11 protein-coding genes are annotated in these 13,451 nt (G+C 66.9%); 5 read left to right on the forward strand and 6 right to left on the reverse strand.

Annotated elements, in window-relative coordinates:
- Positions 1-3 precede the first annotated feature (3 nt).
- Positions 4-732, reverse strand: coding sequence for a phosphatidylserine decarboxylase (locus GGR46_RS07945; protein WP_183996180.1), 729 nt, complete (start codon positions 730-732; stop codon positions 4-6).
- A gap of 83 nt (positions 733-815) precedes the next feature.
- The gene (locus tag GGR46_RS07950; RefSeq protein ID WP_183996182.1) at positions 816-1,214 is read right to left on the reverse strand and encodes a hypothetical protein; all 399 of its coding nucleotides are present in this window, start codon (positions 1,212-1,214) and stop codon (positions 816-818) included.
- A gap of 152 nt (positions 1,215-1,366) precedes the next feature.
- Between GGR46_RS07950 and GGR46_RS07955 the strand changes: the two genes are divergently transcribed.
- Positions 1,367-1,984: a class I SAM-dependent methyltransferase gene (locus GGR46_RS07955; protein ID WP_183996184.1), complete on the forward strand. Its 618-nt coding sequence runs from the start codon at positions 1,367-1,369 to the stop codon at positions 1,982-1,984.
- Between the two features lie 82 nt (positions 1,985-2,066).
- Complete coding sequence (locus GGR46_RS07960; RefSeq protein WP_183996186.1) at positions 2,067-3,287, forward strand: NADP-dependent isocitrate dehydrogenase; 1,221 nt, start codon at positions 2,067-2,069, stop codon at positions 3,285-3,287.
- Positions 3,288-3,362: 75 nt separating this feature from the next.
- Here the strand turns inward: GGR46_RS07960 and GGR46_RS07965 are convergent, their stop codons facing one another.
- Together GGR46_RS07965 and GGR46_RS07970 are read right to left on the reverse strand one after the other, a co-directional pair.
- Complete coding sequence (locus GGR46_RS07965) at positions 3,363-4,181, reverse strand: hypothetical protein (RefSeq protein ID WP_183996188.1); 819 nt, start codon at positions 4,179-4,181, stop codon at positions 3,363-3,365.
- Positions 4,181-6,769: a TonB-dependent receptor gene (locus tag GGR46_RS07970; protein WP_246425924.1), complete on the reverse strand. Its 2,589-nt coding sequence runs from the start codon at positions 6,767-6,769 to the stop codon at positions 4,181-4,183. Before GGR46_RS07970 ends, GGR46_RS07965 begins: the two co-directional genes overlap by 1 nt.
- Positions 6,770-7,144: 375 nt before the next feature.
- Between GGR46_RS07970 and GGR46_RS07975 the strand changes: the two genes are divergently transcribed.
- From GGR46_RS07975 to GGR46_RS07985, 3 genes are all read left to right on the forward strand, one after another.
- Complete coding sequence (locus GGR46_RS07975; protein WP_183996190.1) at positions 7,145-8,944, forward strand: cation:proton antiporter domain-containing protein; 1,800 nt, start codon at positions 7,145-7,147, stop codon at positions 8,942-8,944.
- A gap of 72 nt (positions 8,945-9,016) precedes the next feature.
- Positions 9,017-9,532, forward strand: coding sequence for a hypothetical protein (locus GGR46_RS07980; RefSeq protein ID WP_183996192.1), 516 nt, complete (start codon positions 9,017-9,019; stop codon positions 9,530-9,532).
- A gap of 2 nt (positions 9,533-9,534) precedes the next feature.
- Positions 9,535-10,059, forward strand: a complete 525-nt coding sequence (locus GGR46_RS07985; protein WP_246425925.1) for a hypothetical protein — start codon at positions 9,535-9,537, stop codon at positions 10,057-10,059.
- A gap of 43 nt (positions 10,060-10,102) precedes the next feature.
- On the opposite strand, the gene alaS is transcribed toward GGR46_RS07985, so the two are convergent.
- Entirely contained in the window at positions 10,103-12,754 is a 2,652-nt protein-coding gene (alaS, locus tag GGR46_RS07990) for an alanine--tRNA ligase (protein ID WP_183996195.1), read from the reverse strand.
- Positions 12,755-12,822: 68 nt separating this feature from the next.
- A complete protein-coding gene (locus GGR46_RS07995) occupies positions 12,823-13,374 on the reverse strand; it encodes a site-2 protease family protein (RefSeq protein WP_221262585.1) in 552 nt (183 codons plus the stop codon).
- Positions 13,375-13,451 lie beyond the last annotated feature (77 nt).

Below are 13,451 nucleotides of genomic sequence, written 5' to 3' on the forward strand. Positions count from 1 at the left end.
CGCTCACTGCGAGATGCCGGTGACCGCTGCGCCGCCCTTCCTGGCGATCACCGTCTCCCCCGCGATCGTGCGCTGGCCGAGCGTGACCTGGGCGGCATAATCCTCGGGCAGGAACACGTCGACGCGGCTGCCGAAGCGGATCAGGCCGACGCGCTGGCCGGCAACGACCATGTCGCCCGGCTTGGTGAAGCTGACGATGCGCCGCGCGACCAGACCGGCGATCTGGGTGAAGCCGATGCGCAGCCCGTTCTTGTCCTCGACGATGAAGTGCTGGCGCTCATTCTCCTCGCTCGCCTTGTCGAGGTCGGCATTGAGGAAGCGGCCGGAGATATAGATGACGTGGCGGATCGTGCCGGTGATCGGCGTGCGGTTCACGTGCACGTCGAACACGCTCATGAAGATCGAGACGCGCACCATCGGTGCCTCGCCCAGCGCCTGCGGGCCGCGCAGCTCGGGCGGCAGCTCGACGCGCTGGATCATCGTGACCAGCCCGTCGGCCGGAGCGATCAGCATGCCCTCGCCCTGCGGCGTCACGCGGATCGGGTCGCGGAAGAAGGCCGCGACGCCGAAGGTGAGGAACACCAGCGGCCAGGTGATGAAATCGAACACGAAAAGGCTGAGCAGCGCGATCGCGGCGGCGATCGCCACATATTTGCGGCCCTCGGGGTGAATGTCGGGGAAACGCCATTTCACCGTGGGGGTGCCGAGCGGGGGCTTGTCAATGGATGCCATCGGAAGGCTCTAGCTGCGTGTCGCAGTCAACACAACGCGCGTGGAGCCCGCCCTATCCCTCGCCCCGTCCGTGGCACCGCCCCCTAGTTCTGGAAGGGCGCCGCCACCGCGGGCAGGCAATAGCGCCGCGGCCCGGCCCCGATCCCCTTGGGCACGACGATGTCCTTAGACACGCCGCCCACCCGGTCGCATTCCGCACCGGCGGTGACGTTGTAGCGGATGATTCGCTTGGTGTACTGGGGGCAGACATCCGAGCAGACATAGCTCGCGACCACCGGCACGCCGCGGTGCAGCCCCACCGCCAGCTTCCATTTGCGCGGGTCGCTCATCGGATCGAAGGGCCTCTTCGCCACCGCGATCAGCGCCGCGTCGGTGATCGGAGCGAACTTGTCCGCGGTGCTCAGCAGCTCGGGCCGGGCAATATCGGGCTCGCTGTGCCGTTGCGGCACGGCCAGGAGCAGCGCCATTATCGTCAGGATCATGCCATCCTCCCTCTCGTCGCCTGGAGAGTGCCGCACCGCGACTTGCCCACAACTGAACCACCCGGATGCGGTGAAATGCAACCGCACCGCTTGCATGTTCGTTCGAATTGCCCAAATGCCGCGACTGTCCCCGAATTGTAATAAGGTCGCCCATGCCCGCTTCCACTGCCGCCAAGGCCCGTACGCGTAACCGCCGCCCCGCCGGCGTGCCGTCGCCCTGGGGCATGTTCTTCCGCGGATTCCTGAAGCGCCCGGTGATGGTCGGCGCGATCGCGCCTTCGTCGCGCTTCACGATCAACAAGATGCTCGCCCCCGTCGACTGGGAGAACACCAAGCTGTTCGTCGAGTATGGCCCGGGCGTCGGCACCTTCACCCGCCCGATCCTCGACAGGCTGTCGGCGGACGGCAAGCTGATCGTGATCGACACCAACCCCGATTTCATCCGCTACCTGAAGCAGAGCATTCCCGATCCGCGCCTGATCGCGATCCAGGGCTCCGCGGCGGACGTGAAGCAGATCGTTGGTGATCACGGATTCGAACATGCGGACTACATCGCGTCGGGACTGCCCTTCTCGACGCTTCCGCCGGGCGTTGGCGACGCGATCGCCAAGGCGACGCGCGAAGTGATCCGCAAGGGCGGCGCCTTCCTGGTCTACCAGTACAATCCGCGCGTGAAGAACTTCCTCACCCCGCACTGGTCGCACATCGATCACGCGATGGAGTGGATCAACATTCCGCCCGCGCAGCTCTGGTGGGCGTGGAACGACTGATACCGGTTGCAGGGGGCGGGCTTGATCCCCCCGCCCCATCCTCCTAGACGCTCGCCAAACCCCTAAAAAGGACAAGCGAGCAATGGCTAAAATCAAGGTTGCAACGCCCGTCGTGGAGATCGACGGCGACGAAATGACGCGGATCATCTGGCAGTGGATCCGCGAGCGCCTGATCAAGCCGTATCTCGACATCGACCTGAAGTACTATGACCTCTCGGTCGAGAATCGCGACGCGACCGACGACCAGGTCACGATCGATTCCGCCAAGGCGATCCAGCAGTACGGCGTCGGCGTGAAGTGCGCCACGATCACCCCGGACGAAGCCCGCGTCGAGGAATTCAGCCTCAAGAAGATGTGGAAGTCGCCGAACGGCACGATCCGCAACATCCTGGGCGGCGTCGTGTTCCGCGAGCCGATCGTGATCAAGAACGTCCCGAGGCTCGTCCCGGGCTGGACCGACCCGATCGTCGTCGGCCGTCACGCGTTCGGCGACCAGTATCGCGCGACCGATTTCAAGGTCCCCGGCGCCGGCAAGCTCACGATGAAGTGGGTCGGCACCAATGGCGACGAGCTCGAATATGAAGTGTTCGACTTCCCCGCCGCCGGCGTCGCCATGGGCATGTACAACCTCGACGAATCGATCCGCGACTTCGCCAAGGCGAGCATGAACTACGCGCTCGACCGCGGCTGGCCGCTGTACCTGTCGACCAAGAACACGATCCTCAAGGCCTATGACGGCCGCTTCAAGGACCTGTTCCAGGAGACCTTCGACGCCGAGTTCGCGCAGAAGTTCAAGGATGCCGGCATCGTCTACGAGCACCGCCTGATCGACGACATGGTCGCCTCGGCGCTCAAGTGGTCGGGCAAGTTCGTCTGGGCCTGCAAGAACTATGACGGCGACGTCCAGTCGGACACCGTCGCGCAGGGCTTCGGCTCGCTCGGCCTGATGACCTCGGTGCTGATGTCGCCGGACGGCAAGACGATCGAGGCGGAAGCCGCGCACGGCACCGTCACCCGTCACTACCGCATGCACCAGCAGGGCAAGGCGACCTCGACCAACCCGATCGCGTCGATCTTCGCCTGGACCCAGGGCCTGTCGTTCCGCGGCAAGTTCGACAACACGCCGGACGTCACCAAGTTCGCCGAGACCCTCGAAGCCGTCTGCATCGAGACCGTCGAGAGCGGCAAGATGACCAAGGATCTCGCGATCCTGATCGGTCCGGACCAGCCCTGGATGACCACCGAGCAGTTCTTTGAGGCGATCCGCGAGAACCTCGAGGCCAAGATGGCTGCCTGGGCGTAAGCCTTTGGCATCACCGGAAATGCGAAGGGGGAGCGGCGACGCTCCCCCTTTTTTTGCCGTTCGAAGAGACAGGGTTCAGCGGACCGCCGGTATCCGGCTCGCCACCACTTCCCGGGCCTTGCGCTCGATCGACCAGAGCGTGCGCGGCTGCACCGGGTCCCAGGTCACCGCCTGGCCATTGGTCGGGATCGGCACCGTCGCCACCCATTCGAGCAGCGTCCCGGCCTCGGGCAGCCTGACCGCATAGAGTTCCGGCCGGTCATGCCCGGTAACGTAGAGCAGCCCGTCCTTGCCCCAGGATCCACCCGAGCTGCTCATCGGCGCGAAGCGGGCAAGCAGCTCGGGCGGGAAATGCCAGGAGCGGAGCGGCTGGAACTGCCCGTCCAGTTCCATCAGCACCGTCCAGCGGTGATCGCGCCCGCCCTCGCCGCCGTGATCGGCGGGATAGTTGGCGAACATCGCCCACCATTTGTCGCCCTTGCGCTCGATCCAGGTGAGCGAGCCCGGGAACGGCGCCAGCGCGACGCTCTTCACATGCCGCATCGTGCGGGTGTCGAAGAACTCCACCGCGCTCGCCATCGGCACGGCGGGATAGTTGGACGCGGCGCACACCAGCATCGTGCCGTCGATCACGCAGGAGTTCATGTGCGGGTAGAGCCGCCTGTCGCCCTCCCAGCGGGCGACGCGCTTGCCGGTAGCCTTGTCGTACTTGCCGATCAGGTTATTGCTGATCGCGTAGAAGTGCCGGACATCGGCGACGACACCCTGCTTGGCTTCCTCGGCCGGCCAGCGCGCGGTGACTTCGGCCGGTGCGAGCATGGGGGCTTCGCGCGGCGGCGATGCGTCCTGGCCGCCGGGTGCGGCAGCCAGAAGCATGAGGGAAGCGATCAGCATCAGAACTTCGCCGAGACGCCCATGTAGAACGTCCGCCCATAGCGCTCGTTCTGGATGATCCAGTTGGTGTTGCCGCCCTGATACTGGCGGGTCGGCTCGTCGGTCAGGTTCTGGGCCTCGGCGAAGATGCGCACGCCCTTGAGGACCGCGACGCTGGCCTTGGCGTCCAGGCGGCGCAGATCGTCATTATACTGGTCGTTGTAGCTGGGATCGCCGACGGCGAGCAGCGCGTGGCCGGTATTGTGATAGGCGACCGACGCTTCCACCGGGCCGCGCTGGTAGAACAGCTCGGCGCCATAGAGATAGCGCGACTGGCTCGGGAAGGTCGAAGTCCGCCCGTTCGGCAGCTTGAGGTTCGAGTCGGTCAGCGTCGCGGTGAGCTGCACGCCGAAGCCCGAGAGCAGGCCCGGCAGGAAGGTGAACTGCTGCTGGTACTGCGCCTCGATGCCGATGATGTCGCCCTTGTCGGCGTTGAACGGCTGGCTGACCGTGATCGTGGGATAGGTCACGCCCAGGATCGTAGCGTTGGTCAGCACGGTGGCCTGGCTGAAGATCGGGTTCTTGATGAACTTGGCGAAGGCGCCGACGCTGAACAGGCCGCCCGGAGCGAAATACCATTCGGCTGTCGCATCGAGATTGTCGGCGCGATAGGGCTTCAGGTCCGGGTTGCCGAACGAGGCGCTGTTGTCGGTGCCGAGCGCACTGATCGAGCCGCCGGGATTCAGGCTCGAATATTCCGGCCGGCCCAGGCTGCGCGAATAGGCCAGGCGAACGATCACCTGGTCCGACGGCGCGATCTTGACGACCAGCGACGGCAGGAAGTCGTCATAGCTGTTGTTCACCGTAACCGGCACGATGGCGCTGCCGCCACGCAGCGCGTTTCCACGATCGTCCAGGCTGGTGTGCTCGTAGCGCAGGCCCGGTGTCACCGTGACCGCGCCGAAGCTGAGGCTAGCCATCACATAGCCGGCCCACACCTTCTCCTTCAGCCGGAAGTCGGACAGGCTGTTGTTGGCAAGCGTCGTCGCCACATCGAGCGGCATCAGCGCATCGCCGAGATGCTGTTCGGTGAACTGCTGCAGCGACGGGATGTTGAAGGTCGGCCCGTTACTGAAGCAGCGGCCGGTGTTGTCCGGATAGACGCACACCGCCGCGCCACCCAGATTGTACTGGCCGAGCGTCCAGCGGTTCGCGGTCGCCGAGGCGCGCACCCAGGTGGGCGTGTTCTGGTCGAAGCTGCGGTCGGTGTTGCGGTACTTGGCACCGAACTTGACGAAACCCAGGCCGCTCAGGTCGATCGTGCCGTCGACCTTGCCCTGCCAGATCTTCTCGTCGTTGAGCTGGTGCGAATATTGATACTGGCGGAACTGCAGCTGGTTGGCGGTGCACTCCGTGTCCGGCTTGGCCACGTACAGGGGCTCGCTGAAGTCGAAGGTCACGCGGCCCGGATTGCAGCGGAACTGCCAGATCGGGAACTTGTCGAGCGTCTGGTTGCGGCTGTAGCCGCCCTCATAGGCCAGCTTGAAGCCATCGAACTCGGTGGTACCGCCGACCATGCCGCTGGCGAGCCACTTGGCCTTGTAGTCGAGGCGCAGGTCCTCGCGGCGCTCCGGGCCCGAACCGGGCGTGCCGGTGGCGCTGCTCGCCACGCCGTTGGTATAGCCGGTCAGCCCGTCCGGATTGACGGTGAAGGCGGTGGTGGTGAAGTCCAGGCGGTAGCGCGGCCGGATCTCGTCCTCCGTGAACTTCGAATAGAAGCCGCGGACATAGAAGGTCTGGCGGTCGCTGGGGTGCCAGTCGAACGAGCCCGTGCCGCCCAGGCGGCGGCGGGCCAGCGAATATTCGGTGTACTTGATGTTGTCGGGCGTGCCGCCGCGCGCGAACAGCGCGTTGGGCTTCCAGTTGTCCGGATAGAAGCCTTCGCTATTGAAGTCGCGATAGGAATAGCTGACGCCCAGCACCAGGCCGAACTGCTCGTCGGCGCCGAAGCGCGCCGCGAGGCTGGCGTCGCCCTGCACCGGCACCTTCTTGTTCAGTTCCTGATAGCCCGCCTTGGCGCTCGCCGAGAAGGCGAAGGCCTCCTTGAAGTCGAACGCGGTCTGCGAGACCAGGTTGATCGTGCCGCCGATGCCCTGCCCGTCCATGTCCGCGGTCTTGACCTTGGAGACCTCGACCCGGTTGAGCAGCTGGCCCGAGACGATGTCCAGAGGCAGCGAACGGGTGGTGCCGTCGGGATTGCCGATCTCCATGCCGTTCAGCGTGTAGTTGTTGAGGTTCGACGGCACGCCGCGGATCGCGACATAGCGGCCCTCGCCCTGGTCGTAGGTGACGCCCACGCCGGGGAGATGCTCCACCACCTCGGAGACGTTGCGATCCGGCAGCCGGCCCATCTCGTCCGCCGCCGCCACGTCGAGCACGCCGATCGCGGTACGCTTGGCCTCGATCGCGCGCTTCTGGCTGGCGCGCTGGCCGGACACGACGATCTCGGTCTCGGTGTCGTCCGCCGCGCTCTGCGCGTGCGCGGCATTGGCGATGGTGAAGGAAAGCGCGGAGATGCCGAGCATCCCAAGCGTGCGTACGGTTCGCATTGTCGACCCCTTATGTTCTCGGCCCGCGCCGGCGGCGCGCACGACAGGGTTTCGCAGCTGCAGCATGCCCTGTTCCGGGGTCCGTTGAGCGCGGCCGGTGACGATCTCGCTGCGGGAAGATGACAGTTCCGCGACCAGCGATAGTTTGTGCTCGATCAGGCTTGCCCAATGCGCATACCGCTACGGAAACGGTTGGTTATCCGGCGGACTCAGGAGCGCCCTCAATCCGGTGCGCAGCCAAGTCAATCGATCCGCGAGGCCACAAATACCAGCCGGTGCCCTTGCAATATGGGCCCGCGCATGCATGCCTAGACGCATGCCATTTACCACTATCCGCCCCGCTACGATCGCGTCCCGCGCGCCTGTCTCCGACGCATGCTGAACCTCGGCAATAGCGGCCTCAGCGACACGCTGGTGATCCTGGGCGCGGCCGGGCTGGTGATCCCCGCCTTCGCGCGCTTCCGGATCAGCCCGGTGATCGGGTTCATCCTGGTCGGCGCGCTGGTCGGCCCGTTCGGGCTGGGCAGTCTCGTGCCTACCAATCCCTGGCTCTACCACATCACCATTTCGGACGCGCACGCGATCGAGCCGTTCGCCGAGTTCGGCATCATCCTGCTGCTGTTCTCGATCGGCCTCGAACTGTCGTTCAAGCGCCTCTGGTCGATGCGGACGCTCGTCTTCGGCGTCGGCGCGGCGGAGTTGCTGGGTGCCGGACTCATCCTGGCGGCGGTCCTCTATCTCACCGGCCTCAGCACCGGCGGCGCGATCGGTCTCGGCCTCGCGCTGGCCCTGTCCTCGACCGCGATCGTGCTGCCGATCGCCGGCACCACCAGCGCCGTCGGCCGATCGGCCTTCGCGATGCTGCTGTTCGAGGACCTGGCGCTCGTCCCGATCATCTTCCTGCTCGGCGCGCTGGCGCCGGCGGCGGGCGGCGAAGCCGGCTGGGTCAAGCTCGCCTCGACGCTCGGCTTCGGCATCGTCACGGTCGCGATCCTGTTCATCGGCGGCCGGATGCTGCTCCCGCGCATGTTCGCCCAGGCGGCACGGACCAAGAGCCCTGAGCTGTTCCTCGCCGCCAGCCTGCTCGTCGTGATCGTCGCCAGCCTGGCGACCAGCGCGGTGGGCCTGTCGCCGATCGTCGGCGCGCTGATCGCGGGCCTGCTCATCGCCGAGACCGAATATCACGGCGAGGTCGAAGCGATCACCGCGCCGTTCAAGGGCCTCGCGCTCGGTGTGTTCCTGATCACCGTCGGCATGCGCCTCGACCTCGATTTCATCGTCCACAACTGGGCGCCCCTGCTCGGCGCCTCGCTGCTGGTGATGGTCGTCAAGGCGGCGGTCACCACCGGCCTGCTCCGCCTCTCCGGCGCGCGGGCCGGCACCGCGGCAGAGGCCGGCGTGCTGATGGCCAGCCCTTCGGAGACCACGCTGATCGTGCTCGGCGTCGCCGGCGCCGCGGGGCTGATCTCGCCCAGCACCGGCGCCTTCTGGACCACCGTGACCGCGATCGGCCTCACCGCCACGCCGCTGCTCGCCAAGGCGGGCCGTGCGTTCGCACAGCTGATCGAGCGCACGAAGGGAGAGGAAACCCCCGATGCCGCGCTCGAAGAAGTGCAGAACGGCACGGTGGTGATCGGCTTCGGCCGCGTCGGCCGCACTGTGGCGGACATGCTCCGCCGCCACAACCTGCCCTATCTCGGCGTCGATGCGGACATCGACAACGTCAACGCAGCCCGGCGCGGCGGCTACAACGTGCTGTTCGGCGACGTCACCCGTTCCGAGCTGGTCGACAAGCTCAACCTCGGCCATGCCAAGGCGCTGGTGCTGACGATGGACGATCCGGTGCTCACCGTCCGCCTGACCCGCCGCGTGCGCGGCTGGGTCCCCAATCTGCCGATCATCGCCCGTGCCCGCGACACCGCGCACGCCGCCGAGCTCTACCGCGCCGGTGCGACCGAGGCGGTGCCCGAGGCGCTGGAGAGCTCGCTCCAGCTCTCCGAAGTGGTGCTGGTCGATCTCGGCATGGCGGTGGGCCCGGTGATCGCCTCGATCCACGAGAAGCGCGACGAGATGCGCAAGAAGATCAAGGACGTCGCCGGCATGGACCGCGAGCCGCGCTTCCGCCGCGTGCGGCTGGGCAAGGGCGACACCGAGGAGGCCGATGCGCCGGCCTGACGCCGATTGCGCTTGCCCGCCACGCGGCGGCAGCGCATTTCTCGTGCCCAGTCCAGTTCCGGGAGTTTCTTGATGATCGCCAGCCTTCTGCTTCTCGCCGCCACGGCCGCCGCAGGGCAGACCGCCGATCCGGTCGCGCAGGCCCGCCAGGGCAAGATCCAGTGCGTGCTGCCGAACCAGGACAAGAAGACCTGCCTCGGCATGACCAGCTACAGGATCAGCGGCGAGAGCTATGAATCGGCCACCCGCCTGTTTCTCGCCCCCACCCCGCTGATCACCATGGAGATCCGCACCCGCGGCACCGTGAAGGACGGCCAGTTCTGCGAGACGATCAACCTCGCCGATTTCCAGAACGGCAAGGTGCTCGTGAACGGCGCGCCGGCGGACGAAGCGACCTCCAGCGCGGTGAAGAGCCAGATGGCCGCCGCGGTCTCCTCGCTCGACGGCAAGGCCTCCTGCACGGCGATCAAGCCGGCCGAGGGCGGCCTGCTGCTCAACGAGCTCACCATCGACGGCGCCGTCCGCGCCGATCTCAGCCAGAAGTTCGTCTGGGTGGGCGACAAGGACGGCTACAAGCTCGGGAACTGATGATGCCGATGATCGCCACCCTCCTCCTGCTCGCCACCGCCGCGCCTGCGCCACTGCCGGCACCCGACCTGCTCGACCCGGCCCGCGCCGGCAAGATCCGCTGCATCGGCCCGGACACCCGCGCGCGCACCTGCGCCACCATGGTCCGCTACACGGTGCATGAAGATGGCCGGTTCGACGCGGCGGTCACCGGCGTCGTCTCGACCGAGCCGACGATCCTGATCGAGTACCAGACCTCGGGCCAGATCGAGGACGGCGCCGCCTGCTCGACCGTGCGCCCGATCGACTTCCGCTCGGGCAAGCTCACCAAGGACGGCGCAGGGCTCGCGCCCGCGATCGAGACCAGCGTCCGCCAGCGCCTGATGCTCGCGCTCCAGCCGCTCGCCGGCCGGAAGCGCTGCTACCGCGACCGCGCAGATGGCGACGGCATCATTTCCGACGTGATCGTCGATGGCCAGGTCCGCGCCGACATGAACCAGCGCGTGCTGTGGGTCTCGCCCGAGGAAGGCTGGGCACCGGGGTTGTGATGTGAAGTTCCTCCCCGAGCGCGCCCCGGGGAGGAACTGAAAATCAGGCCGTCGCGAGCGCTTCCGCCAGCGCGGCCTTGACCGCCTCGAGCGCGTCCGCGCCCTTGTCGCCGTCCGGGCCGCCGCCCTGGGCCATGTCGGGACGGCCACCGCCGCCCTGCCCGCCCAGCACTGCCACCGCGACCTTGACCAGGTCCACCGCGCTCGCGCCGATCCCGTCGGTCACGCCGACCGCGACCGAAGCCCTGCCGTCATTGACCGCGACCAGCGCGACCACGCCCGCGCCGACGCGCTGCTTGGCCTCGTCGACCGCGCCGCGCAGTTCCTTGGGTTCGAGCCCGTCGATCACCTGGCCGATGAAGTTGATGCCGGCGACCTGCTCCGGACCCGCGGCCTGGGCGGCACCGCCGCCGCCCAGCGCCAGCGCCTTCTTCGCCTCGGCCAGCTCGCGCTCGAGCTTGCGCCGCTCCTCGACCAGTGCGCCGACACGCGCCACGACGTCGTCGGGCGAGGTCTTGAGCGCCGCAGCCGCCTCGCGCAGCTGCGCGTCGCGGCCGTTGAGCCACAGCCGCGCGCCTTCGCCGGTCAGCGCCTCGATACGACGCACGCCGCTCGAGACCGCACTCTCCGAGACGATCTTGAAGATCGCGATGTCGCCCGTCGCATTGACGTGGGTCCCGCCGCACAGCTCGACCGAGTAGGACGCATCCTCGCCCAGCCCCATCGAGAGCACGCGAACCTCGTCGCCATATTTCTCGCCGAACAGCGCCATGGCGCCCGCGGCGATCGCGTCGTCCGGGGTCATCAGCCGCGTCTCGACCGCGCCGTTATGGCGGATCTGGGCGTTCACATCGGCCTCGATGTCCGCGATGTCCTCGGCGGACAGCGCCGAGGGATGCGAGAAGTCGAAGCGCAGGCGATCGGGCGCCACCAGGCTGCCCTTCTGCGTGACATGCCCGCCCAGCCGCTTGCGCAGCGCCGCGTGCAGCAGGTGCGTCGCCGAGTGGTTGGCGCGCACGCGGTCGCGGTGGTTGACGTCGACGGTGAGCTGCACCGCATCGCCCACGGCGACCTCGCCCGTCTCGATCTTGGCATGATGTGCATGCAGGCGCCCGAGCGGCTTGGAGGTGTCCGCCACCGCCGCACTCATCTTGTCGTTAGAGATCACGCCGACATCGCCCATCTGGCCGCCGCTCTCGGCGTAGAAGGGGGTCTGGTTGGTGAGGATCGTCACGCTGTCGCCGGCCGCTGCCTTGTCGACCTTCGCCCCGTCCTTGACGATCGCCAGCACCTGGCCTTCACCCTGGGTGCCGGCATAGCCGGTGAACTCGGTGCCGCCCAGCTCGTCGGCCAAATCGTACCACAGCTCTTCCGAAGCCTTTTCGCCCGAGCCCTTCCAGGCTGCGCGCGCGGCATCCTTCTGGCGCTTCATCGCCTCGTCGAAGCCGGCACGGTCCACGGTCATGCCCTGGCCGCGGAGCGCATCCTCGGTCAGGTCATAGGGGAAGCCGAACGTGTCGTAGAGCTTGAACGCGGTCTCACCGGGCAGCGTGCCGCCTTCGCCGATGCCGCCAGTCGCCTCGTCGAGCAGGCGCAGGCCGTTCGCCAGCGTCCGGCGGAAACGGGTCTCCTCCTGCAGCAGGGTCGCCTCGATCAGCGGCTGTGCGCGGACCAGCTCGGGGAAGGCAGCGCCCATCTCGGCGACCAGCGACGGCACCATGCGGTGCATCAGCGGATCCTTGGCGCCCAGAAGGTGCGCATGGCGCATCGCGCGGCGCATGATGCGGCGAAGCACATAGCCACGGCCCTCGGCGGCGGGCAGCACGCCATCCGCGATGAGGAAGCCGGCCGAGCGCAGGTGATCGGCGATCACGCGGTGGCTGGCCTGGTTCTCGCCGGTGGTCGAGGCTCCGGTCAGCGCGCCCGATTCGGCGATCAGCGCCTTGAACGTGTCGGTATCGTAATTGTCGTGGACGCCCTGGAGGACTGCGGCGACGCGCTCCAGGCCCATGCCCGTGTCGATCGAGGGGCGCGGCAGGTCGCCGATGATCTCGTCATTCTCCTGCAGGAACTGCATGAAGACGAGGTTCCAGATCTCGACGAAGCGGTCGCCATCCTCCTCGGGCGATCCCGGCGGGCCGCCCCAGATATGGTCGCCATGGTCGTAGAAGATCTCAGAACAGGGCCCGCACGGACCGTCCGAGCCCATCGCCCAGAAATTGTCCTTGGTCGGGATGCGGATGATCCGCTCCTCGGGCAGGCCGGCGATCTTCTTCCACAGCTCGAATGCCTGGTCGTCGGTATGATAGACGGTGGCGGTCAGCTTGTTCGCCGGGATGCCCCACACCTTGGTGAGCAGGGTCCAGGCATGCGTGATCGCCTGTTCCTTGAAATAGTCGCCGAACGAGAAGTTGCCGAGCATCTCGAAGAAGGTGTGGTGGCGCGCGGTATAGCCGACATTGTCCAGGTCATTGTGCTTGCCGCCGGCGCGTACGCACTTCTGCGAGCTGGTCGCCGTCGAATAGGGCCGGCTCTCCAGACCCGTGAACACGTTCTTGAACGGCACCATGCCGGCGTTCACGAACATCAGGGTCGGGTCGTTGTGCGGCACCAACGGAGCGCTGGGAACGCGGGCATGGCCCTGGCCCTCGAAATAGTCGAGGAACGAACGGCGGATATCGTTGGTCGAAGTCATAAGCCGCCGACTTAGTTGCGGACAGGCTTTCGCTCAAGCGAAACACTTCGATCAGCGTGAAAGCCCGCCTATCTCACCGGTTTATTGCGGGCGCCTGCGCGGAAACCTTCGAGGATGTGGTGCCCGTCGCTGCCCGTGAACGGCACGAGATTGGCGATTCCCATGCCCGCAGAAAGCAAGGCAAGCGCGCCGAGCAAGGCTCCGCCCAGCGTGTCGGTGCCGACCAGCGCGGCACCCGTACCTGCAACCAACGCGAGCAGGAGATTCGCGATCGGGCCGGCAGCGGCGATCATCATGTGCTTGCGGCGCGCATCGATCCTGTCGAGCGTGTAGGAGACATAGCCGCCCAGATCGCCCATCCCCGCCCGCCATTTCAGCCGCAGCTCGCGCCGCTTGGTATTGAACGCGAAGGGCAGCACCACGATCGCACGAATGTCCGCGCCCAGCTGGCGCGCGACGGCGGCATGACCCAGCTCGTGCACCAGCACCGCGACGAAGCAGAGCATCGCATCCATCATGAGCCGCAGCACCAGCCCGGCATCGCCCCGGAAATGCTCGCTCAGCACCCCCATCACGCCAAAGGCGGTCAGGAAGAAGATCGCCATCGCCAGAACCCGCATAACTCCCCCAATTTCCGGCAAACCCGACGACAGCCTATTTGCGATTCCAGACGAAGGCGATATACGAAGCATATACG

The sequence above is a fragment of the Sphingomonas kyeonggiensis genome (assembly GCF_014196745.1).
In the GTDB taxonomy this organism is placed as follows: Bacteria; Pseudomonadota; Alphaproteobacteria; order Sphingomonadales; family Sphingomonadaceae; genus Sphingomonas; species Sphingomonas kyeonggiensis.